The organism is Pseudarthrobacter cellobiosi (assembly GCF_023913755.1).
Lineage (GTDB): Bacteria > Actinomycetota > Actinomycetes > Actinomycetales > Micrococcaceae > Arthrobacter > Arthrobacter cellobiosi.
On sequence record NZ_JAMXBJ010000050.1, the window covers coordinates 465496 to 489028 of the forward strand.

Consider the following 23533-nt stretch of genomic DNA (forward strand, 5'->3'; position numbering starts at 1 on the left):
AGGCCTCCATGTCATTCTTGCCCCCTGTTGTCATGGAGATCCGGGCGAACGCGGCACAGTTCCTCTCCACTCAGGAGAAGGTCGCAGCGTCCGCGAAGACCACGGCCGCCGCGACTGTCGCCGCCGCGGAGAAGGCTTCGGCAGCATCGCGCGCGGCGAGTGCTGCCGCAGCGGTCGCCGCAGACAAGCGCATCGCCGCTGAGGCCCGCGCCACCGAAGCCAGCCGCAAAGCCAACGAGCTTCAGGCCAGCTCCATGGGCGTCATGACGCAGAAGCAGCAGGCCGCCTACGACAAGCAGGCCGCCGCCGCCAAGACGGCCGCGAACGCCGCTGAACTCGCCGCGTCCAAGGAAGTCACCGCGAAGGCCAAGGCGTCCGCCGCCGCCGAAGCCTACGCAAAGGCTCAGGAGAAGGCTGAAGAGGCCGCCAAGCGGGCGAACTCCACGTTCGGGAAGCTCGCACAGTCCGCGCAGGACCACAGCAAGGCATGGTCCACGGCCGGGGCTACCCTGCTCGGCTTCGGCACGGCCGCCCTCGTGGGTGTCGGCGTCGCGGTCAAGTCCTACGCCGACTTCGACAAGCAGATGTCCTCCGTGCAGGCAGCAACCCACGCCACGGGCGCCGAGATGACCGACCTCCGCGGCCTCGCCGTGAAGCTGGGCGCCGACACGTCATTCTCCGCGAAGGAAGCTGCTCAGGGCATCGAAGAGCTGTCCAAGGCTGGTGTTGAGAACGCTGACATCATGGGCGGTGGCCTCGCCGGCGCGCTCTCGCTGGCCGCGGCTGGCGGGCTGAGCGTCGCCGATTCCGCAGAGTATGCGGCGTCCGCGATGACGCAGTTCAAACTGGAGGGCAAGGACATCCCGCACATCGCGGACCTCCTCGCAGCCGGTGCTGGTAAGGCTCAGGGCTCCGTGCGTGACATGGGCCTCGCGCTCTCCTACGCGGGCGTGCCAGCCGCGGCCATGGGCGTCTCCATCGAACAGACCACCGGCACGATCGCACTCTTCGCGAAGTCCGGCATCATCGGTGAGAAAGCCGGTACGGCACTGCGGGCCATGTTCGTCAACATGGCCAACCCTGCCGAGAAGACCAAGAACCTCATGGACGAGCTGGGGATCAGCTTCAAGGACACGGAAGGCCGGTTCATCGGCCTCGACGGTGCTGGAGAGGTCTTGCAGGAACGTCTCGGCGGCCTGGACGAAATGACCCGCAACGCCCACCTCGCCCAGATCTTCGGCAACGAAGCGCTCGGCGCCGCAGTCTCGCTGTACAACGCGGGCGCGGATGGTGTCCGCGAAATGACCGACGCCGTAAATGAAAACGGCTACGCCGCCCAGACCGCTTCCATGAAGCAGAACAACCTCTCCGGCGACATCGAGAAGCTCGGCGGGTCCATGGACTCCGTGTTCCTCAAATCAGGGTCCGGCGTAAATGATGTCCTCCGCGGGCTCGTCAAGAACTTCGAAGGCCTCGTTGACTCCGTAGGTGAGATCCCAGGCCCCGTCCTGCAGGCGGGCCTCGGCATCGCTACCGTGGCGGGGGCAGCTGCCCTACTTGGTGGAACATTCCTCAATCTGTTCCCCAAGATTATGGAGTTCAAGGATGCTTTTGCTGAACTCAAGGAGTCAAATGAGGGGGCAGCGGATGCGATCGGCACAATCGGCAAGGTCGCTGGCATTGCAGGTGCCGCCCTTGGCGTAATGCAGGTCGCCGCCGCCCTTCTCAGCGAGAAGCATGTCAAGACCGCCGAAGAGTACGGGCAGGCGATCCTCGGGCTGGCGAAGAGCACGAAGGAAATTGACGCGTCCAAACTCGACAGCATCTTTCAGGGCTTTGACAAGTTCGCCGGCGCTGAGACGGTCACCAATATAAACGGCACCGCGGACGCTGTGAAGCGCCTCGCGAACCAGACCTTCAACGACTCCGGGAACAGGTTCTTCGAAGGTTTCACGAACTTCCTTGGCCTGCCGAAGGGTGAAATCGGTCAGCTTGAAGACAGGCTCAAGGGCCTTGGTGATCAGATGGGCGAGCTGGCCAAGAACGGCGCGCCGGAGGTTGCGGCTAAGTCCTTCCAGGCACTGACGTTGGAATTTGAGAAGAACGGCAAGGGCGCACAGGATGCCCTAGACACGCTCCCCGGCTACAAGGATGCACTTGAGGGCCTCGCTAGGACCGCTGGCGTCTCCCTGGAGCCGCACGAGCTCCTAGAGCTGGCGATGGGCAAGATCCCCAAGCCGATGATGGACGCGAAGGCGGCGACTGAGAAGTACACCGACGCTGTCGGGCGTGTGCAGCCGATCAGCCCCGCACTGCAAGAGTCACTCGAGGAAGCGGGCGTGTCTGCTGAGGGCCTCGCAACGGACCTTGAGAAGGTCCTTGACGGGATGCTCGCCAGCGGCCTCGCAACGCTGAACACCCGTGACGCGACAACGAAGTTCAACCAGTCAACGGAAGAGGCGCGGACGGCGCTGGCGGACCTCGCGAAGGGCAACGTTGACGTCTCGAACGCCCTGAACGCGACGGGCACGGACTTCGATCTCGCAACCGACTCCGGCCAGCAACTGAACGCGAAGTTTCAGGACGTCATGCGTTCCGGCCTTGACCTCGCCAAGTCAGTGGCGGGGCCCGGCGCGGACGCCCAGGCGAAGGTCCAAGGCGAAATGCAGAAGACCTACGACGGGATGATCAAGGCCGCCGACGGGATGGGCATCACGGGGCAGAAGGCAATCGACCTGACCCGCGAAGTCCTGAAGGTCCCGCCGGGCGTGGACATCAAGACGTGGATCGACAACTACGCCAAGTCCGAAGCGGAAAAGCTCAAGGGCGCCATCGAAGCGATCCCTTCCAAAAAGGAAGTGCTGATTCAGATCCGGGAGGAAACTCACCGGGTCGCCTACGAGCAGCGCGTCATCCAGTCGGGCGGCAACGAACCCGACGGTGGAGGGCTTTACGGCTCAGACCGCGGCGGGTACACCGGCGGCGCGGTCGCTTCGATCATGGGCATGGTTGGCGGCGGTGTCATCCCGGGCCGCCCGCCGTCACGGCCGAACGTGGACAACATCCTTGCCATGGTCAACGGGAAGCCGCTGAAGGTCCGCTCCGGGGAGTTCCTCACCAACGAACCGCAGACCAAGAAGAACCTCCCGTGGCTCAAAGCGATAAACGCGGGCATGAACATGAACGACGTCATCAACTCCCCCATGGCCGGCGCCCCAACCCCTGGCATGGCAGGCCCGTCCGGCCCGTCCATGACCAGCAGCGTCATCAACAACCACATCAGCGTGCAAACCAACGCTTCCGCCCAGCACATCGCTGGCGAAATCGGTTGGGAACTGCGCACCAAATAACCGAAAGGGGTCCCTCGTGACCTTCACATTCGCTGCGGCGGTCGCTTGGGACCCCATCGGGAAGCAAGCAGTCAAGAACACTTCCTTCCAGGTTTACGCAACGGCGGACACCGGCTTCGTGACGCCGCTGGCTATCACTGACACGTTCGGCGCGTCACTGCCGGGGAACATCCTGAACTCCGGCTCGCAGGGCGTGTTCCCCGAATTCGAGCAGGTGGCAGAGTCCACGGTCGTCATCACCGATCCCTCCCATGCCTACGTGTGGACGATCACCGCGATCATGCAGGACACGTCCGTGGCGGCATTCGTTGGCAAGTCCGGATCCGCCAGTGAAGTGGCCGTCAAGGCGGCCGCCAAATCGGCAGTCAGCAGCGAACTTGACAACCCTGCGAGCCCGATTGCAACTAAACTTTCTGCCACTTATGCCGCAGCCGTAACCCCTCTGGTCCCGACCCGCTACACCAAGCCACCTTTGGAAGATGTGACCGTTCTCCTTAACCCTTCCGCAGGGCACGGGTGGACGCTGATGAACGGGGCAACGACCGGGACGACCACCGAAGACACCACCCGGCGCGGGCCCTTCAGTGACCGGTCCATCAAGATCAGCCGCACCACAGAAAACACCGAACTGGTCAAATCAACGGGCCTTGCCGTAAACCTGAACAACGGCCCGCTAACCGTTTGGGTGTACCTGCCTGACCCCAACCCAAAGGGCGTGGCCATCCAAGCTGGTGACGGCGGCGCGAACTTCTACCAGTGGGACCGCTACGGCAATGACGGGCTTGGTTCGGACAGCCCGCACGTTGACGGGTGGACCGCTTTCGAGCTGTACGTCTCGGATGCCGCAGTCGTCGGCATCCCCACACCGGGCAACATCACCACCATCCGGGTACGAGCCACGGTAGATAACACCACCGTCTGGGTAGGCGGGATCGTCCAGCGAACAAACCCCGCCCTGTACCCCAACGGTGTCTGCACCGTCTACTTCGATGATGGTTACGACAGCATCTACAACCTGGGAATGCCTATTCTGGCTAAGCATGGGGTGTCGGCGGTCCTTGCCACCATCTGCGACGCGGTGGACCAGCCAACATGGGTCACTACCGCGCAGCTCCGGGAACTGCAAGACCGTTGCGGCTGGGAAATCGCCGCGCACGCCTACACCCTGACCTCCCACGGCAACCGGTACCATGTCCTCACGCCCGCGCAACTCGAAACGGAGTTCCGCAACCTCAAAGCGTGGCTCGTGTCCCGGGGTTTCAAAACGGATGTGTGGATCTCGCCCGGCGGTACCAGTAACACCACGATCTGGGAGGCGTGCCGGAAGTATTTCAGCATCCACCGCAGCGTGTCCGCGGGCGGTGCCAACAGTGCCAGGTTTGGGGCGCGCTGGACCTCGCCCCGGCCCATGTACCCCGCCAACATCATGTCGCCCAACTTCAGCACCACCACCACAACCAAGGCCGACATGCTGGCGACACTGGACGCCATCAAGGCGAACAAGTCCTGGGGTTCCCTGACGTTCCACCAGGTCATCACCGGCCCTTCAACAGGCCAGCAGATCAGCGTTGCTGATCTGGACGAAATCATTGCTTACGCCAACACCATCGGTGTGCCCATCCGCACCGTGAACCGTGTCCTGAAAGACGTGAACTAGCGGCCAATAAGACCGGTTAAGTTCACCAACTGAAACCGTTGTGTGTTGTATCACAACGTGCTACTTTGTTCTTTCCTAAATGACGACGGCGGCCCTGCCGGAATTCGAGCTCCAGCAGGGCCAATGCCGCCCCATTTCCCGGCAAAGAGCACACGGAGACGACGTGGACAACACTACGCTGATCGGCATTCCAAGAACACGCATTACGACACCGGCTGAACTCGCGGCCGCCGGCTACCTCGCCCGCTATAGGGGCAGCACGCGCGAGACGTACCGCGTCTCGCTGAAGATCCTTTGGGACTGGTGCGCCGGACTCGGCGTGGACCCGCTGGAGGGCATGCGCCGCCCGGTGCTGGAACTCTTCGCCCGCTACCTCGAGGACGAACGGCACAACTCCCCCGCCACCGTCGCTCACCATCTGTCCATCATCCGCGGCTACTACTCCTTCGCGGAGATTGACCAGTACATCGACCGCTCCCCCGCGGCCCACCTGCGGATGCCGCGCGTCTTCATTGACGAATCGCGGACGCTGGGACTGGACCGGATGGAGCTCGGCAGTCTGATCCAGACCGCCCGCGCGTCCTCGCCGTCCGACTCCGCCCTGATCACCCTGATGGGCATGCTCGGCCTGCGCGTCTCCGAGGCGTGCAATGTGAAGATCGAGCACTATCAGGACATCGAGCGCGGCCACCGCGTGCTCCGCCTCGTGGGCAAGGGCGGGAAGCCGGCAACCATCCCGCTCCCGGTGCCAGTGCTCCGCGCACTGGACGCCGCAGCTGGTGACCGCACGTCGGGACCGCTGCTCCTGCGCAACAAGGGCGGCGGGCCAGTGAACCGCAAGTCGGCCGCGCTGACCGTGGAGCGGCTGTGCAAGAAAGCCGGGATCAACAAGCGAGTGACTCCCCACGGGCTCAGGCACAGCTTTGTGACGGCCGCCCTGGATGCCGGCGTGCCGCTCCGTGACGTGCAGATCGCGGCCCGCCACAGCGACCCCCGCATCACCGCCCGGTATGACCGGGCAAGACACAACCACGATAGACACGCAAACCACACCGTCGCCGCGTTCCTCGCAGGCGCCGCGTAACCCAAGAAAAAGCCCCACGCGTTGGGGCTTTTTCTTTGCCCAAAACTCAACAGGAGGCTGCCTTGTCCGCCGTCGTATTCGCAGCCGTCACCCTCAGCCAGTACCAGGTCTACTTCTCATCGACCTCCACCATCCTCGGCGCCGGAACCGACGTCGGACTGATCAACATCAGCGGCCTCCGCGACCTGCCCGCCATCCGGCAAGGGAACGTGAACCGGGGCCAGCGCGACAGCATGTGGCCCGGCCTGAACTTCGTCGGTGAACGCACAGTCCGCATCAATTACCAGATCACCAAGACCTCCGAAGCCACCGAGACAACCCTGCGCACCGTAACGGCCGCGCATCAGAACGTCATCGACCCGGCCACCATCTGCATGACCGCGGGCGACTACCTCCGGCAGAAATCCGGCACCGGCGCGGTCAAGCCTATCTACTCCGGCATGGTCCAGCTCCCCAACAGGGCCAACCCGCTGATCTTCTTCGGCCGCCCCGTCCGCTTCGGCGCCCCCATCGACAACGACTTCCAGTACGGCCGCGTTGACATCAGCACCGAGTGGTCCTGCCCTGACGGCCTGCTTTACGACAACGCCATCATCTCCGGCCAGTGCGGACTCCCCAACCCCACATCCGGCGCGACGTTCCCGCTGACCTTCGACGTGACCTTCGGCTCATCCTCCGGCGGATCCTTCCAGATGGACAACACCGGCGCATACACCACCGCCCCGTTCTTCACCATCACCGGGCCAGTCTCCTACCCGATCATCACCAACCAGGCCACCGGCGAACAGATCAAACTCAACATCGCCATAGGCGCGGGCGACAAACTCACCGTCGACTGCCAGTCCGGGACCGTGACCCTCAATGGCGCGAACCGCAACACCACCGTGGACATCACCACCACGTTCTTCGGCCTGCTCCCCGGCGTGAACACTATCGGCTTCGCGTCTTCCGACTCCGCCGCCGTGACATCGCAGCTCACCGGTTACGCGCTACCTGCCTACTCAGTCGCCTAGGAGGGCTCCCATGGCCACCTTCCCCACCATCACCGCCTGGGACCTGAACACCAACACCCTCATCACCCACATGCAGGCGGCCGGGCCCAGTTACTCCGTCCGCATGAACGACGCCGGTGAGTTCTCCCTCAAGCTCAACCTCACCGACGCGCTGGCCCGCGAACAGGCGCGCATCATCCTGTCCCTTGACGGCACCCCGTTCAAGGTCACGTTCTCCAACCGGGCCGAATCAATCCAGTATTCCGGCATCGCATGGAACACGATGATGTCCAGCAGGGAACCCATGCTGGACATCGCAGGGAAGGCGCTCACTAGCTACTTCACGCAAGTCACGGCCGTCAAGTCCTACGACCAGACCATCAGCCCCGCAAAGCTGCTCGCCGACGTCGTGACAGATACCCAGAACCAGCCCGGCGCGAACATCCGGCTGACGCCTCGCCTCTCACTGAACTCACCGCCCCCGGACATCACCCCGTCCTACACGGTCAACCAGCACGTCACCGCGGCCCAAGTCATCGCGGACTGCACGGCGGCCATCACGCCCGGATCCGGCGGCGTGGACTACTACGTCACGGACGCCTTCGTAAACGGCGCCCCGGCGCACACGTTCAACATCACCGCCCCCCGCTGCGGCCGCGACAGGAACTCCTCCGGCGCGACCCTCGACATTTCCCACGCGATCGACTGGCAGTGGCCCACGAACGCGCAGCAGTCCGGCAATCAGGCCATCGTGGTGGGCGCCGGTTCCGGCGGTGTGCAGCCCAAGTCGGTCAAGGACTCGGCCATGCCCCGCGGCGGGCTCGGCCAGCCCCCGCTCCTGCAAATGGTCTACCAGTACAACCAAGTCAGTTCCCAGACGCAGCTGGACTCCCTCGCCAACGGCCTCATTCAGACCTTCGGCCGCCCCGTCGCCGTCCCCGTCATCACCATGCCGCTGGACTATGCGCCCCTTCCGCTGGGGTCTTTCCAGATCGGCGACGACGTCCGGGTCTACTCCCCCATCAGCCCATGGTTCCCGCAAGGGCTCTCCGAGTGGTGGCGGATCGTCGCCTACACCGTCACCTACCCGGACGAAGGCGTGCCGACGTACCAGCTCACTCTCAACCGCCCGCCCGTCTTCTAGGAGGCCCCCTTGGTCAACGCCCAGCTAGGCCTGTCCTACGAACTCACCCAGACCATCGCCAACATCCAGCGGCAACTCACCGCACTGGCCACCCAGCCGATCCTGCTGAACGCCTCCACCGGGCAGGACGGCGGCAAGGGCCTCACGACCGACAAAGACGGCCTCCACGTCTTCAACCCCGCCGGTAAAGAGGCTGCCCGCCTCCAGACCGTGGACGGCGCGCTCGTCATGTTCAATGACGCCGGCGCCGAAATAGCCCGATTTGGTCTACTCACCCACACCACCCCCGGAGCGTACGGCGCTGAAGTGCTGGTAGGCGCGTCATGGGTCAAGCTCGGTGATCAGGCGATCACGTGGGCGAACGTCGGCAGCAAGCCTGCGACGTTCCCACCATCGGCACATACGCACGTTGGCGCGGACGTGACGAGCGGCGCCGTCCCGGAAGCTGAAGGCTCCCAGTACGGGTGGACCAACAACGTCGCCGGGACCGAGTTCTACGCCCTCTGGGTGGGCAATAACGCAGGGTACAAGTTCGGCCGCAACGTCTCCTCCGTCCGGTACAAGATGAACATCCGCGCCCACCACACGGACCCGGCCAAGGTCCTGAACCTCACACCGGTCCTCTACGACCGCATCCCCATCCCGCCGCTCGCCGCCACAACCGACGAGTACGGCCTCATCGCCGAGCAGGTCGCCCAACACTGCCCCGAGCTCGTCACGTGGTTCAACGGCGAGATTGACTCCGTCCGCTACGACCTGCTCGGCGTCGCCCTGTTGCCCGTGGTGAAGCATCAGGACGCGCAGATCAAAGCACTGGCCGCCGCGCTCCAAACCCTCATCCCAGGATTCACCCTCCCGGCACCATCGCCGGTAGCGGCCAACGTCCCATCCTCCATGGCGCCCCCGGTCCAGCCCGCGCCGCTGCCCTACACCATTCAGCCCCAACCAGGAGCCGCCCCGTGACGTTCAGCGTCGTACCCTTCGCCCTGCAGAACGCGTCGCACAGCGCCGACGTGTTCCGGCAGGCAGTATCTTCCCTCGTGCCGCCCGGAGGCGGCCTCGTGACAGCTGGCGACCTCGCAGTCACCCAAACCGGCACACCGTCGATGAACGTCAGTATCGGCGTCGGCCGGATCTGGATTCCGGGAACCAATGTCGGTAACGTCTCCGGCGGCAACTTCTCATCCCAGGCCATGTACTACGGCCAGAACGACTCCGCGTTCACCGCATCGGTGACGACGTCCGACCCGATCAACCCCCGCATCGACGTCGTCTACGCATCGATTGAGGACTCCCAGTACGCCGGGATTACCAACACGGGCAAGCTGGCCGTCGTCGCAGGCGTCCCGACTTCCGGCGCAACCTACCCGGCCACCGCGCCCGCGATCCCATCCAACGCCAAAGCTGTCGCCTGGGTCACCGTGCCAGCTAACGCGTCCTCCATCGTCAACGCGAACATCACCAACCTGGGCGTGCCGTTCAGCTACCGTCACGCCGAATACACCGGCCCGGCGTTCACCACCAGCGCCGGTGTAGGCGTGAACTTCGGCGGCCCCGGCGCCGGCCTATTCACTGTTGACAGCGGCACTACCTTCAACAACACCTTCGTCCAGCCGGACTCTGCAGGGCGCGTCAAGATCCTCTTGGCCGGCGTGTATTCCTTCGCAGCGATCATCCTCCCCACCACCGTTCCGGCGTCCTTCTCGCTGAACATTGCCAACATCACCAGCCCCGCCCGGATTGCAAGCATCGGCGGCGTTGGGTACGGCGACAAGGAGCAGTCCGTCGGCGCTCCCGGCGTCTACCTGCCCGCCAACACGGTCATCGAATTCAACCTCGCGACGTCCAACGCCGTCACGCTCGGCTCCCGCATCAAAATCACCAAGGAGCAGTAGCGATGCCCGAAGATCTCACCCCACGGATGGCCGAATCCGTCCCAGTCGTACTGGCCCGCATGGAAGGCAAGCTCGACGGCGTCAAATACCGCGTGGACGAACTGATTCCCCGCGTCACCCGGATCGAGGACAGGCTGACGGCTCAAGAAATCCTGACGCTCGGCCTCTCCAAGGACGCCGAAGCGGAGGAGGCCAAGAAGATTGCCCTCGCCCTCGCCCTCAAGGAAGCGGACGAGACGCGCCGCAACCAGAGCGAACAGTCGTGGACCCCCATCCAAAGGTTCATGGCGATCCTCGCGAGCATCGTCGGCGCCGTCTCGCTGGCCATCTACCTCTACTCAACCATCAACGGCTAGGAGCCCACATGAGCACCCCCTATGTTGACCCGGCGCACAGGGTCCCCGACGCCGAATGGGCGGAGGTGGTCCGCCGGGCGCAGGAAATCCACGAGACGGCGCTGGCGAACAAGACCGGCGGGGCGGCGTCACCGGCAGGGCCCGTCATCGACATGCGCGGCCGATCCAACAAGCACTCGGGCGTGTCCGGTCTGCCCACGCAGCTGCTCGTACTCCACTCCGCCGAGTGCCCGCTGCGCGGCGGCTACGCCCAGTCCCTCACGGAATGGGCCATCACCTCCGCCGTCGTCGCGAGCTGGCAGCGCTTCGTTGACCCCATCGCCCGCGTGTACATGATCGATGACCAGTACGCGGCATGGCACGCATCCGAAGCGAACCCGCTCTCGATCGGCTGGGAACAGGCCGGGTACGCCCGGTACTCCCGCGCCGAATGGACCACCCCCGACGGGAGGCTCCAGATGGAGTCCCTCGCCTACGACATGGCCATGGTCGCACTCCGCGACGGCATCCCACCCGTCTGGCTCACCACCGAACAGGTCACGGCCATCACCACCTACGGCGACCGCACCACCAAGGGATTCTGCTGCCACCGGCAGATCGACCCCGAAAGCCGCACCGACCCCGGCGACGGCTACCCCTACGACCTTCTCATGCAGAAGATCCGCAGCTACATGGGCTCCGGCAACCTCGCCGCAGCCGGAGCAATCACCCCCACCACATCCCAGGAGGATGACGACATGGCATGGTCCTTTGAAGACAAACTGTTCCTGCAAAACGAGCTGGAGCGCCGCCGGGTAGCCTCCATGGCCGAGACTGAAAAGCACCTCGCCGCGGCAGTCTACGACCTCAAGGTGTTCTTCCAGACAGACAACGAGAACCGGCACGTCGCGACCCGCGCAACTCTGGACGAGAAGCTGGCGGAGATTGAAAAGGATCTCGCCGTCAAACTGGCGGCCATCGACGGCGCAGAAGCGGGGAAGTAAATGTTCACCCTCACATTCTGGAAAGCCGCCCTCGAGCGGATCGTAGCCTCAATCGCCGGCGGCGCACTGGCCGCCATCAACGCCGACGCTTTCGGCGTGATCGAAGCCGACTGGCAGGGCATCGCCTCCGTCGCGCTCGGCGCCGGCGTCGTCTCGCTCCTGAAAGCTCTCGCGGCTGGATCTCGTGACGGCAACCCGTCTCTGACGAACGCCGAAGTCACGCACTAGGCCCCAAACGAATGCCCCACCCCTCGCCGGGTGGGGCATTCTTTGCGTTTAACTGGCGATCTCTACTGTCGGCAGGTCCATCATTTCCAATGCGCGTGCCGCCACGGCGGCACCGGTGAAGTGCGCCAGTGGCATCAAATGTGAATACCGGTCGGAAGTGGTGGTAATACTCTCATGCCCCAGGCGTCTCGAGAGTGCGAAGATTTCCATGCCCGCCTGCAGCATCCACGACGCGTGCGAATGTCGGGTGTCGTGAATGCGCGGCATGTTGCCCGGCTTTTTCTTGGACTCCCACGGCTCGTACCCTGCCGCGATGAGTGCCGGCCGCCACGCCCGGTTGAACGTTGACCCCGACCGCATCACGCCGCCGCGCTTCAGGGTGAAGACGTAGCCCTTGCCCGCGGCCTCTACCTTCGCCCTAATGGCTTCCACTGTGGACGGGGCAAGGGAGACCGTGCGCTTGCTCTTTTTGGTCTTCGGGGGGCCGATATAGTAGCCGCCTTGCTCGTCAGACTTCCACGCCCTGATGACCTGCACGGTGGGCGTCGCGCCGTTCAGGTCAAAGTCTGACGCTTTCAGAGCCGTGGCCTCACCGAAGCGCAGGCCCGTCCCGATGAGCAGCTGGAAGAACGGCACGAAGTGCGCGTCCATGTTGCGGATGATGCTCCGCCATTCGTCTTGGGTGATGAACCGCATGACCTCTTCGGTCGCGCTTGACTTGGGCAGCTTGACGCCCTTGCAGGGATTGTCCGGCCGCAACCGTTTGCGGACGGCTGTCGTCATCGTGGCGGACAGGAAGCCGTGCTGGTTCGCTATGGTCTTGGCGCCCAGGCCCTTCCCCTGCATGTATTTGATCCACGCGACGATGTCCTCATATTCGAGGGCGGCGACCTTGCGCGGGCCGAGGTGCTCGGTGAAGTGATTCTTGATGTCGCGCGTGTAGCGCATCATCTGGTACGGGCCGACGTCGGTGAGCTCCGAAATATGCGTTGCCATCAGTTCGGACACGCTCGGCCCTGACAGCTTGCCGTCGTCGTGGACGCGCTGGGCGACGCGCAGGGACTGGCTGTTAGCATTCAGGAGTCGCTTCCATGCTTCGGCGTCAGCCTCTTGGTCGAACGTCCAGCGCTCAGGCTGGCGCGTGTCTTTGTCGCGCCACTGAACCTGGTAGCTGTACGTGCCGTCCTTGCGTGGGCCGCGCTTCTGTATGGATGCCATGAGCCCTAAGTCTAGACGCTCATCACTGATTCTGTGATGACACTTTGGCTGTCTGTGATGACAACACCCGTGTAACGTGCCTAGATCTAGGTCTCAAATGGGTGGAGATGGGGGGAATTGAACCCCCGTCCGATGTCGTGTTAACAGGTCTTCTCCGGGCGCAGTTTGCGTCGGATTTTCTCGGCCCCGGCCATGCTGCAAACAGCTGGCTGATCCGGGCCCAGTCATCTAAGAGTCCCGTTTGCCCCGATGACGGAGGCAAACAGCAGTGGCTATCTAAATGACGCCAGTATCCGGGGCAATAGCAACCTCGGGCTGACGGACTGTCTTACTGCTTAGGCAGCGAGAGCGAAGTCAGTGCGGTTTGATTTGGCACTTATTGGTTTGCAGACAGCGTTTACGAGATAATTCTGCATCCTCGGCCCGCTTCACCTGTCGCGACTAACATCGTCGAAACCGATCATCCCCATATTTTGTTATCAAACCGGCCGGGCTGTGCAGGCACAAATCCCTGCCGGACTACCTATCATAACGCATGCCCGGCGGAAATCATTCCTACCGGCGGTTGCGTTCCCGGACCTCGCGCAGTGCTTCGCGGTTGTCCTGCTGCTCACGCAGGGTCTGTCGTTTATCGTACTCCCGCTTGCCGCGGGCGATCGCGATTTCCACCTTTGCCCTGCCGTCCACGAAGTACAGCTGCAGCGGAACCACCGTGAAGCCGGACTCGCGGATCTTCACGGAGATCTTGTTAAGCTCCTCACGGTGCAACAAAAGCTTACGACGGCGGCGGGCGGCGTGGTTGGTCCAGCTCCCCTGGTTGTACTCGGGGATATGGATGCCCTCCATCCACAGCTCGTCGTTGTAGAACGTGCAGAAGCCGTCCACCATGGAGGCGTGGCCTTCGCGCAGGGACTTGACCTCAGTCCCCATCAGGGCGATGCCGGCCTCATAGGTGTCCAGCACGAGATAGTCATGCCGGGCCTTGCGGTTGGTGGCCACCACTTTACGGCCACTTTCTTTGGGCACGGTGGAACTCCTCAGTTCTTGGATCCTGGTTGGCTCCGGCCGTTCCGGCGCGGAGTCATACCAGTGTACGGCAGGCGCGGACAGGCGTTACAGCAGCCGCATCGGGTCAACCGCAACGCCGTTGAGCCACGTTTCAAAGTGTGCGTGGCAACCCGTTGAGTTGCCGGTGTTACCCGAGTAGGCGATGAGCTGCCCCTGGGAAACCTGCTGGCCGTTGGAGACCACCACGCTGGCGTTGTGATAGACAATCGTGGTCAGGGAGTTGCCCTGCACCACACCGTGGGACAACTTCACCCGCCAGCCGCCGCCGTCGGCAGAACTCCAGCCTGAGGAGAAGACCTCACCGGCTGCCGCAGCGTAGACGGGGGTGCCACAGGCTGCGCCGAAGTCGATGCCGGTGTGGACGTAACCGCCGGTGCCGTAGAAATCGATGCTTCCCGGCGGAGTTGAGCGCCAGCCGAAGCCGGAGGTGATGGTGACGTCACCGGAGAAGGGGTGCCGCAGGCCAAAGGCCGACGGCGATCCGGTCACCGGAGCATACGGCTGCACGGCTTGGCCTTGCGCCCGGGCGGCGGCAGCGGCAGCCTCGGCGAGGCGGCGCTGCTCAGCTTCCCAGGCTTCGCGGAGCCTGCGGTCACGTTCGGCGATTTCGTTGGCAACGGAGTTCTGGCTTGCTGCAACCGCCGCCATCTGGCTCTGGATGCCCGGCCTGGCCGCCTGGAGTTCCGCGTCAAGTCTTGTGGTGTCAGCGATCAGTTGGTCAACCTGGGCCTTCTTGGCAGCGGCCTCGTCCCGGGCAGCCTTTTCCCGCTCCAACGCGGCATCTGCCTTGGCTTTGAGGTCCTTGATCTCTGCCTCAACGGCTTCGAGCCGGGCCTGGGAGTTCACGTTGGTGGCGCTCTGCTGGGACAGTTTGTCCATGGCTGCGTTCTGGCTGCGCATGGCCTGATCCGCGAGGTCCATGGTTTCGGTCAGGCTGCCGCCGTTGTTTGCCCCGAAGAACAGGGTCAGGTTCGACGGGACGCCACCGGATTTGTAGGCCTGGGTGGCGATCTGGCCGATCAGCTTCTTGGTGTCCGCGATCTTCTGCTTGTCAGCCTCAAGCTGCTGGGTGATTTTGGCTTTGTTCTGCTGCGCAAGGTCCACCCGCGCGGTTAGCGCTTCGACTTCCCTGACCGCACTGGCGACGCGTCCCTGGGCCTCCAGGAGCGCCTGCTGGGCACCGGGCAACTGGCCCTGGTAGATCACCAGGTCGCCGGCCGCCTTCGCGATGCGGGAATCCACGAACTCCAGGGACTGCTGTACCCGGGCGGCCTCCGCTTCGAGGGCGGCACGCTTGTCATCGAGCTCATCGGCGTGCGCCGCCGGGGCTGACGCACCCATGCTGGCGGCGAGGAGCAGTGCCAGGACGCCGCTGATCAGGCCGGCGCGTCGGCCCGCAGGTCGACGGCGTTCCGCCCGGTGCCGAGGCGCAGTTCGGTGCAATTCGTTCATCAGGATTCCTTGTTCGGTTTGCACAGCCTAAACCTTCAAATATCTGCGTAAGGTCAAGAGAGACGAAATTCCTGCCAAAGATCCGCCAAGGATCAGCAAGGCCGGCGCAAGAATGAGCGTCTGGCCCGGCGAGATAAACGCCGTGTCCGGATACTGCTTGGACAGGTATTCGCCCAGAAAGAAGTGCGCCACTGCCCACAATGTGCCCGATGCCAGGGCGGCGCCGATCACCGCCGCAATCACGCCCTCCAGGATGAACGGGAGCTGGATAACGATCTTGGAAGCGCCCACCAGACGCATGATCCCGGTCTCGCGGCGGCGGCTGAAGGCCGAGAGCCGGATGGTGGTGGCGATCAGGAGGATCGCGCAGACAATCATCACGCCGGCGATGCTGACGGCCACGAGGGATGCGGCGTTCATGGCCGAGAACAGCCGTTCAAGCAGCTGGCGCTGGTCAATGACAGTTTCCACGCCCGGCTGCGAGGAGAACGTCTCGCTGATGATCTGGTACTTTTCCGGATCCTTCATGTTGATCCGGAAGGACGAAGGCAGCTGGTCCGGCGTGACGGAATCCACGATCGGAGAATTGGAGAACTGGTCCTTGAAGTGCTTGTAAGCCTCTTCCTTGGACTCGTACTGGAAATCGTTGACGTACTGGGCCACGGCAGGTGATTCGAGCAGGGTCTGCAGGTTGTCCTGCTGCTCCGGGGTGACCGGACCTGTGGCACAACCGGCCGCCGTCGAACCGTCGCTGCAGAGGAAGATGGCAACCTGGACTTTGTCGTACCAGTAGCCCTTCATCTGGTTGATCTGGAGCTGCAGCATGCCTGCGGCACCCACGAATGTCAGTGAGACAAACGTGACAAGGATGACCGAGACCACCATGGAAACGTTGCGGCGCAGTCCGCTGCCGATTTCACCGAGGACAAAAGCGAGCCTCATCGCTGCTCCTCCCCTGCGCCGGGATTGCGTTCCCCTGATGCGGGCGGCCGGGATTCATCCCGGCCGCTGGCGTCCCTGAGCCGGCGGGACTGGCCCACTACGGGGATCATGGACGTATACAAAGCCTGGGCCTCGTCGCGGATCACGATACCGTTCCTGAGCTCGACAACGCGTTTGCGCATCTCGTTGACGATGTCGTCGTCATGCGTGGCCATGACCACCGTGGTGCCGTTCTGGTTGATCTTGTCCAGCACGCCCATGATGCCCATGGAGGTGGTGGGGTCCAGGTTGCCGGTGGGTTCGTCGGCAAGGAGGATGCCGGGGCGGTTGACTACCGCGCGGGCAATGGCCACACGCTGCTGCTCGCCGCCGGAAAGCTCGTGGGGAAGACGGTTTTCCTTGCCTTCCAGGCCCACGGTCTTGAGGACTTCGGGGACGGTGTCGCGGATGACGCTGCGGCTCTTGCCGATGACCTGCATCGCGAAGGCAACGTTGGCGAACACGCTCTTCTGCGGAAGGAGCCGGAAGTCCTGGAAGACCACGCCGATGCCGCGGCGGAGCCTGGGCACACGCCAGCTGGAGATCTTGGCGACGTTCTGCCCGGCGACGTACACGGCGCCCGAAGAGGCCCGGTCTTCCTTCAGCACCAGCCGCAGGAACGTGGACTTTCCAGATCCGGAAGCGCCGACGAGGAAGGCAAATTCACCACGGTCAATCTCAAGGCTGACATCGTCCAGGGCAGGCCTGGCCGTCTGGTCGTAGACCTTGGTGACATTTTCGAATCGGATCATGGCCCTAATTACCCTGCAGGGCGCGGCTGATACAGCCCAGATCTGCAGCCGGCGCACGGGCATTCGTTTGGGGGAAGTTGAGCTCCGGCTCCTCGACCATACACAGTCTTTTGGCCGGTTTTTGGGGGCTTCGGGGGTGTGTCGCAGGATCAGGCCTACCGGGCAGGCACGGCAGGTGTTTACTTTGCGGCGTTGCGGTTGTCGGTCCGCCAGCGGATCCCGGCGTCGATGAAGTCGTCAATTTCGCCGTCGAATACCGCGGAGGTGTTGCCCACCTCGTGTTCGGTCCGGAGGTCCTTGACCATCTGGTAGGGGTTCAGGACATAGGAGCGCATCTGATCGCCCCAGGATGCCTTAACATCGCCGGCAAACGCTTTCTTCTCGGCGTCCTCCTGCTCCTTCTTCAGGAGAAGGAGGCGGGACTGCAGGACCCGCAGGGCTGCTGCCCGGTTCTGGAGCTGCGACTTTTCGTTCTGCATGGACACAACGGTGCCGGTGGGGATGTGGGTGAGGCGGACGGCGGAGTCTGTGGTGTTAACGGACTGCCCGCCGGGGCCTGAGGACCTGAAGACGTCCACGCGGATCTCGTTGTCCGGGATGTCGATGGAGTCCGTGGATTCGATGAGCGGAATGACCTCGACGGCGGCGAAGGACGTCTGGCGGCGGCCCTGGTTGTCGAAAGGGCTGATCCGCACCAGACGGTGGGTTCCGGCTTCGACGCTCAGCGTGCCGAACGCGTAGGGGGCCTTGACTTCAAACGTTGCAGATTTCAGGCCGGCCTCTTCGGCGTAGGACGTGTCCATCACGGTGGTGGGGTACCCGTGGCGTTCAGCCCAGCGGAGGTACATGCGCATCAGCATTTCGGCGAAGTCTGCGGCGTCAACACCTCCTGCCCCTGCCCTGATGGACACCACGGCTTCACGTTCGTCGTATTCGCCGGACAGCAGGGTCACCACTTCCAGATCCTTCAAGGACTTCCGGATGGATTCCAGTTCGGCGGCGGCTTCGCCCATGGAGTCGGCGTCGTCCTCGTCCTGGCCAAGTTCCACGAGCACTTCGAGGTCATCGATCCGCGACACCAGCTTGTTGAGCCGCTCCAGCTCGGACTGGCGGTGCGACAGGCGTGAGGTGATCTTCTGGGCTGCGGCGGGGTCATCCCACAGGTCCGGCTCGCCGGCTCGTTCGCTCAGTTCGGCGATGTCCTCCTTCAGAGCCTCAACATCGCTGACTTGCTCGATGGAGGTGTAGGTGGCGCGAAGAGCGCGGATTTCTGCGGAAAAATCAATATTGGCCATGGTTGTTTAAGCCTACGCTATCCGGCCGGAGTGCCGGACTTCTCCAGTTCCGGTCATCGCGTGAGCCGGGAACGGGCCGTGGAGACAGCTTCAATCCTGATGCCATCCGGCACCAGAAAGTTCACCACCGGCGGGTGGACTTCCGCTGAGAGAACCACGACGGCGGTGGACCCGTCAGGGCTGCCGGTCGCCGCTGAAACGGCTAGCTCGTCGAACCGGGCCGACGACGGACTTCTGGCGATAAAGTCGGCCGCAACGCTGCGGACGCGCCCGGACCCCAGCACGGCTGAGGGGCTACCGCCCTCTCCCCCGACCTCGCCCAATGTGTAGCTGTCGGCGGCGGCGAGCGAGGCGCCGTCGGCTAGGGACAGCAGCCGCTTGTGTTCGAGGTAGACGCTGGAGATACCGATGACCACGGTGACCACCAGCAGGGCCAGCAGGGCGTAGCCGATGATCATAACGATCATCTGGCCGTCCTCCTCGGAACCGTTGGGCCTGGCTTTGGGGATCGCTTTGTGCGTGGCCTTTGGTGTCACCGGAACCTGCCCACCAGTTGAGTGGACGATGCCTCGACTTCGCTGGCCTTGAGCCTGAAGTCGTCGTTGAACGGAACGAAGGGCAGTGGCACTGTGAGGTTTACGGTGACGGTGATGGCCGCGCCCGCCGCCTGACAGTCGGCGGGGTCGCAGCGGGTGGTTACGCGTGCCTGCCCGGCATCGTGGCCAAAGTCAGCCAGGGCGACGAGGGCCGCCTGTTCGGCGGCGGCCTGGGCAGACTCTGCATCCGGCTGGGCCACGAACACCTTCGCGGCCTGGTCAGCGGCGCCGACCACGGCAAAGGACCCGCCCTGGATCTGGCCCACGGTGATGATCAAGTACACCAACGGGACCATCAGGAGCAGTGCAAGGAAAGTGAATTCGACTACCGCGCTCCCCTCTTCCCTCGATCCCTCGCAAAGCGCCTGCCGGAATCTCTGGTGGAGCCGGGCACGCAGGTTGTCAGGGCTGGATCGCCGCATGGCCTTTCACCTCCAGCAGGTCCCGGGGGCCGATCAGCCCGATAACCGGCATGGGAGCCTTGATGGTCACTTCCAGGGTCCGCAGGCCCTGGAACTTCACTTCGGCGGTACTGATGTCCTGCGCGAACTCTGCGTTCAGAGCGGTACCGATCAGGGTCGCCGCCCGTTCCTCGGCATCTGACGCTCCCCGGTCTGCGAGCGTTCCATAGCGTGCCCCGGAGGCGGCCGCGTCGATCAGCGTGTTGCGGACGTGCAGGACCAGGGTCAGCTGGATGATCGCCAGGAAAAACATGGTGAGCAGGCCGCCCACCATAACGAAGTCCACCACAGCGGAACCGCGTTCGTCCCTGCGCCAGCCCGGCCCCGGCATATCCTACTTTCCGACCTTGTCCATGGCCTGGTTGAACATGGTTTCGAGGGCCGGTCCGGCGAGCGCCAGCAACGCCGCCACGAGTACCGCGGACATCAGCGTGATCATCACCCAACCTGGGACGTCGCCACGCTCCGGGTGGTCCTGGGCCGGTGCGCCGGAGCCATTCCGGGCGTATCTCCGGCCTGATGCAGCCTCACTGGTCCATGCCCACAGGCCCGCAAGCAAAGCAAGGAGCAGCACGCCGCTCGAGATTCCCATGTTTTTCATTTCGGTCCCATTCGTTGTCTATATGACGCTGTGTAAGTGATGTGGTGGTTAAGGGATATGTGGGCTGGGGTGATGGTCATGGCTACAGTCCAAGACTGATAGCCGCGATGCCAGGGAACACCGCGAACACCACAGTTAAGGGAAGGACACCAAAGACCAAAGGAACCATCATGGCAATTTCCTTTTTGCCCGCCGATTCCATGAGGTCCCGCTTTGCGGTGTCGCGGACATCCTGGGCCTGAGCCCTCAGCACATCTGCCAAGGGTGTGCCCCGCTCGACCGCGACGATGATGCCATCAACAAATCTGACGAGCGGCCCAAGATCCGTCCGGGCGGAAAACTCCTGGAGCGCTTCCACCAGCGGTTTCCCCGCCCTGGTCTCAGCAAGGATCTTGGAAAACTCCTTGGCCAGTTCTCCACTCGCACTGCGACAGACGCGGTCCAGTGCACCCGTGGCACTTTCACCGGCACCAACAGCCAGCGCCATGAGCTCGGCGAGACTGGGGAACTCCGCCATCATCCGGGATTCCCGCCTGCTGATCTGGACGCCCAACCAGAAGTCACGGAAAAGAAAGCCGCCGAGCGCGCTTCCGAGGACAGCCACAACCGCCAGGAAGGGACTGAACCGGCCGGCTACCGCGCCCAGCACCACCGCCGCCAGGGCGGCGGCGAATCCCGCGGAGGCCCAGAGGAGCTGCTCGGCCCGGAAGTCAACGGATGATTTGTTGATGCCTGCTTGAGCCAGCCTGCGGGTCAGCGCCTTTGACCCGAGATTCAACTTCCCCAGGGCGGCGAGTCCGTCGTGAAGCAGGGGACGAACAATACGTTCCAACGGTCCGAATGGCGTCGCGTTCTGCCCACTGGCCCGCAGCAGCCGAGATTCAAGATTCTGGGACTTCAGCTGCGGATCAATGCGCTCGACGAAGGTGAGTGGTCGCATGAAGGGCAAACGGACGAAAAGCAGCCAGAGGCCCGTTCCGAGGACGATCCCGCAGATGATGGCGGCCGCCGAGATGCCGTTCATCGCAGCACCCTTTCGTCCTGCGGGAGCGCGCCGATGCGCAGCATGATGGAGTAGCAGATGAGCGACACAACGAGGCCACCCAGGAGGACACCGGCTCCCATGGGTGTGTTGTAGGCGTTGACGGCCTCAGGTCTGGTGGCCAGGAGGAGCATAACGATCCAGGGAGCGGCCACTGCGAGCCTGGCGGCGTTGACCGTCCAGGACTGCCTGGCCTCGAGTTCGCTGCGGGTCCGCGCATTTTCCCGGAGAAACTCCGCCAAGGTTCCGAGCAGTTTCCCCAGGTCCGAACCGCCCACTTCACGGGTCAGCCTGAGTGCCTCGACGATCCGGTCAGCTACCGGATCCGCCAGCCGGTCCTTAAGCCTATTAAGGGACGCATCGAACTGGCCGCCGGCACGGTAATCGGCCCCGAAGTCCCGGAAGACATGCCGGAGCTCCTCCGGACCCTTCTCCCCCAGCTGTATCAGCGCCTCTGGCAACGACAGGCCGGCGCGGATGGCGGACCGGAGATGGTCCACCACGTCCGGCCAGAGCTGGCGCAGCAGGGCCGTCCTCCTGTTCGCCCGCCACCGGACAACGCTGACAGGAAGCCAGGCGCCGAACAGTCCGAAGCATACGGAAATCGGCCATGACCGGCTGATCACAAAAAAGACGAGCGACACGAAAATTCCCAGTCCCAGGCACGAGGCAACCAGGCCGGTCCCCGTGACCTTCTCAATTCCGGCGGACGCCAGCAGGTCCTCGAGGCGGCTGACTCGCGGGCGGCGCTTCAGCGTTGGGGGCTTTTCCCAGATCGACCACCAGATGAGGAAGAGCCCGGTCCCGGCAAGTACCCCAAACAGAGGCGCCATCAGCGCGGCTCCAGCAGCGCCGCGACGTCGTACCCTGCACGGGAAAACTTCTCCGCCGCAGGCATGGAGTTGGCCCGTGGCTGCAGCTGGCCATCCGCCATGGCGAAAACCATGGAGGACTCGATGATGCCGTTCTCGACGCGCCTGCCGAGGGAGAGGATCTCGGTTACCTGGCGGCGGCCGTTGGCGTGCCGGCTGCAGTGGACCACGAGGTCGATGCAGGACGCGACGGTGGGAACGACAAAGGCAGACGAGATGTTTTCGCCGGCGAGTAACGGCAGCGTGCAGATCTTTGTCACGGCGTCGTGGGCTGAGTTTGCGTGGACGGTGCACATCCCCGGTAAGCCACTATTCAAGGCGATCAGCATGTCGAGGCTTTCCGCTTCCCGGACTTCACCGACCACCAGGCGGTCCGGACGCATCCGGAGCGCTTCCTTAACAAGCCTGCGCAGTGGGATCTCGCCTTCGCCTTCGAGGTTGGGCTGCCTGCACTGGAGTCCAACGACGTCCCGGAGCGGGAACTGGAGTTCGAAGATTTCCTCGACCGTAATGACACGCTCACGGCTGCCGATGCTGGCGGCGAGGCAGTTGAGCATGGTGGTCTTGCCTGCCTGGGTTGAGCCCGATACCAGGATGTTCAGTCCGCTGGATACCGCAGCGCCGAGGAACCGGGCGGACTGGGGCGTCAGGGTGCCCAGCTCGACCAGATGCTCAAGCCGGCTGGCTTTCACCACGAACTTTCGGATATTCACAGCCCAGTGCCTGCGGGTCACATCCGGAATGACCACGTGGAGCCTGGAGCCGTCCGCTAACGCCGCGTCCACAAAGGGTGATGACATGTCGAGGCGGCGGCCGGAACTCTTGAGCATGCGTTCCACGAGATCGCGAACCTGCTGGTCAGTGAGGCTGAGGGAGGTCAGTTCCGACTCGCCGTTCCTGGCGACATAGATTTCGTTGGGCGCGTTGATCCAGACTTCCTCGATGGTCGGATCATCCAGGAGCGGCTGCAGGACACCGAAGCCGGCAACCGCGTCAAAGACAAACCTGCGCGCAGCCTCCAGCGGACCAATCGGGGGGAGCGGCCCCATCAGGGCTCGTTCGTCGTAATCGCTGACAGCCGCCTCCACCAGGCGGCGGACCTCGCCCGCCTGCCGCAACGGGTCAAGACCCCGACGGCGGATCAGCTCGCGGACTTCGTCTTCCACGATGCGCACAGCGTCCATGTAGTTCCCCAATACAACTGCCGCCCCCGGCGGAGGCAGTTCAACTGGGATACAGCCTAGGGAGCGTACAGCACGCCGCCAAGTCATATGGAGCGGCTGTGGATAACTAACAGCTTCGGAACAGGCTGGTCCGCGCGGCTGAACCAATCGATATTTCAATTCCTGGGGCCGGTTTGTCGCAACACGCTGGGAAAGATTGCAACGTAGGCTAGTCCGTGGAAGTGGGCGACGGCATTGATAGCAGACGACGCGCAATTATGACTTGAGAGGTCTTTCATTGAAATCTAAGGGAAAGTGGTGCACAGCGGCGCTCACGGCCTTG

The 23533-nt window shown here is 63.6% G+C and carries 23 protein-coding genes and 1 other RNA gene; 10 read left to right on the top strand and 14 right to left on the bottom strand.

The genetic code is table 11. The features are described 5' to 3' along the window. Positions 1–8 precede the first annotated feature (8 nt). From NG696_RS19750 to NG696_RS19795, 10 genes are all read left to right on the top strand, one after another. On the top strand, positions 9–3350 hold the full coding sequence (locus NG696_RS19750; RefSeq protein ID WP_252576509.1) for a phage tail tape measure protein: 3342 nt from the start codon (positions 9–11) through the stop codon (positions 3348–3350). A 16-nt stretch (positions 3351–3366) separates the two neighbouring features. Next, a complete protein-coding gene (locus NG696_RS19755; RefSeq protein WP_252576510.1) occupies positions 3367–5007 on the top strand; it encodes a polysaccharide deacetylase family protein in 1641 nt (546 codons plus the stop codon). 163 nt (positions 5008–5170) lie between these two features. Beyond that, positions 5171–6091, top strand: coding sequence for a tyrosine-type recombinase/integrase (locus NG696_RS19760; protein WP_252576511.1), 921 nt, complete (start codon positions 5171–5173; stop codon positions 6089–6091). 62 nt (positions 6092–6153) lie between these two features. Further along, a complete protein-coding gene (locus NG696_RS19765; protein ID WP_252576512.1) occupies positions 6154–7104 on the top strand; it encodes a phage distal tail protein in 951 nt (316 codons plus the stop codon). Between the two features lie 10 nt (positions 7105–7114). After that, on the top strand, positions 7115–8227 hold the full coding sequence (locus tag NG696_RS19770; protein WP_252576513.1) for a hypothetical protein: 1113 nt from the start codon (positions 7115–7117) through the stop codon (positions 8225–8227). Between the two features lie 9 nt (positions 8228–8236). Then, a complete protein-coding gene (locus tag NG696_RS19775) occupies positions 8237–9190 on the top strand; it encodes a tail fiber domain-containing protein (protein WP_252576514.1) in 954 nt (317 codons plus the stop codon). Continuing rightward, positions 9187–10122, top strand: a complete 936-nt coding sequence (locus NG696_RS19780; RefSeq protein WP_252576515.1) for a hypothetical protein — start codon at positions 9187–9189, stop codon at positions 10120–10122. The genes NG696_RS19775 and NG696_RS19780 overlap by 4 nt, the downstream gene beginning before the upstream one ends. Before the next feature lie 2 nt (positions 10123–10124). After that, a complete protein-coding gene (locus NG696_RS19785) occupies positions 10125–10478 on the top strand; it encodes a hypothetical protein (RefSeq protein WP_252576516.1) in 354 nt (117 codons plus the stop codon). Between the two features lie 8 nt (positions 10479–10486). Beyond that, positions 10487–11461, top strand: coding sequence for a peptidoglycan recognition protein family protein (locus NG696_RS19790; RefSeq protein ID WP_252576517.1), 975 nt, complete (start codon positions 10487–10489; stop codon positions 11459–11461). Continuing rightward, on the top strand, positions 11462–11689 hold the full coding sequence (locus NG696_RS19795; RefSeq protein ID WP_252576518.1) for a holin: 228 nt from the start codon (positions 11462–11464) through the stop codon (positions 11687–11689). A 48-nt stretch (positions 11690–11737) separates the two neighbouring features. On the opposite strand, the gene NG696_RS19800 is transcribed toward NG696_RS19795, so the two are convergent. The 14 genes from NG696_RS19800 to NG696_RS19865 form a co-directional block, all read right to left on the bottom strand. Further along, positions 11738–12907, bottom strand: a complete 1170-nt coding sequence (locus tag NG696_RS19800; protein ID WP_252576519.1) for a tyrosine-type recombinase/integrase — start codon at positions 12905–12907, stop codon at positions 11738–11740. 99 nt (positions 12908–13006) lie between these two features. Further along, positions 13007–13375, bottom strand: a transfer-messenger RNA (tmRNA) gene (gene ssrA / locus NG696_RS19805). An 87-nt stretch (positions 13376–13462) separates the two neighbouring features. Next, on the bottom strand, positions 13463–13933 hold the full coding sequence (gene smpB, locus NG696_RS19810) for an SsrA-binding protein SmpB (protein ID WP_252576520.1): 471 nt from the start codon (positions 13931–13933) through the stop codon (positions 13463–13465). A gap of 87 nt (positions 13934–14020) precedes the next feature. Continuing rightward, positions 14021–15427 carry a peptidoglycan DD-metalloendopeptidase family protein gene (locus NG696_RS19815; RefSeq protein ID WP_252576521.1) on the bottom strand — a complete coding sequence of 469 codons (1407 nt, stop codon included), beginning with the start codon at positions 15425–15427 and terminating at the stop codon, positions 14021–14023. Between the two features lie 27 nt (positions 15428–15454). Then, the gene (ftsX, locus tag NG696_RS19820; protein ID WP_252576522.1) at positions 15455–16369 is read right to left on the bottom strand and encodes a permease-like cell division protein FtsX; all 915 of its coding nucleotides are present in this window, start codon (positions 16367–16369) and stop codon (positions 15455–15457) included. Further along, entirely contained in the window at positions 16366–17160 is a 795-nt protein-coding gene (gene ftsE / locus NG696_RS19825) for a cell division ATP-binding protein FtsE (protein WP_252567202.1), read from the bottom strand. Before ftsE ends, ftsX begins: the two co-directional genes overlap by 4 nt. Positions 17161–17339: 179 nt before the next feature. Beyond that, positions 17340–18455, bottom strand: a complete 1116-nt coding sequence (gene prfB, locus NG696_RS19830; protein WP_252567204.1) for a peptide chain release factor 2 — start codon at positions 18453–18455, stop codon at positions 17340–17342. A 53-nt stretch (positions 18456–18508) separates the two neighbouring features. Continuing rightward, positions 18509–18922, bottom strand: coding sequence for a pilus assembly protein TadG-related protein (locus NG696_RS19835; protein WP_252576605.1), 414 nt, complete (start codon positions 18920–18922; stop codon positions 18509–18511). 65 nt (positions 18923–18987) lie between these two features. Beyond that, a complete protein-coding gene (locus NG696_RS19840) occupies positions 18988–19473 on the bottom strand; it encodes a hypothetical protein (protein WP_252576523.1) in 486 nt (161 codons plus the stop codon). After that, positions 19454–19843, bottom strand: coding sequence for a TadE/TadG family type IV pilus assembly protein (locus tag NG696_RS19845; protein WP_252576524.1), 390 nt, complete (start codon positions 19841–19843; stop codon positions 19454–19456). The genes NG696_RS19840 and NG696_RS19845 overlap by 20 nt, the downstream gene beginning before the upstream one ends. Positions 19844–19846: 3 nt before the next feature. Continuing rightward, positions 19847–20113: a hypothetical protein gene (locus NG696_RS19850; protein ID WP_252576525.1), complete on the bottom strand. Its 267-nt coding sequence runs from the start codon at positions 20111–20113 to the stop codon at positions 19847–19849. Positions 20114–20195: 82 nt separating this feature from the next. After that, positions 20196–21137, bottom strand: coding sequence for a type II secretion system F family protein (locus NG696_RS19855; RefSeq protein WP_252576526.1), 942 nt, complete (start codon positions 21135–21137; stop codon positions 20196–20198). Next, complete coding sequence (locus tag NG696_RS19860; protein ID WP_252576527.1) at positions 21134–21988, bottom strand: type II secretion system F family protein; 855 nt, start codon at positions 21986–21988, stop codon at positions 21134–21136. The genes NG696_RS19855 and NG696_RS19860 overlap by 4 nt, the downstream gene beginning before the upstream one ends. Next, the gene (locus NG696_RS19865; RefSeq protein ID WP_252576528.1) at positions 21988–23211 is read right to left on the bottom strand and encodes a TadA family conjugal transfer-associated ATPase; all 1224 of its coding nucleotides are present in this window, start codon (positions 23209–23211) and stop codon (positions 21988–21990) included. Before NG696_RS19865 ends, NG696_RS19860 begins: the two co-directional genes overlap by 1 nt. Positions 23212–23533 lie beyond the last annotated feature (322 nt).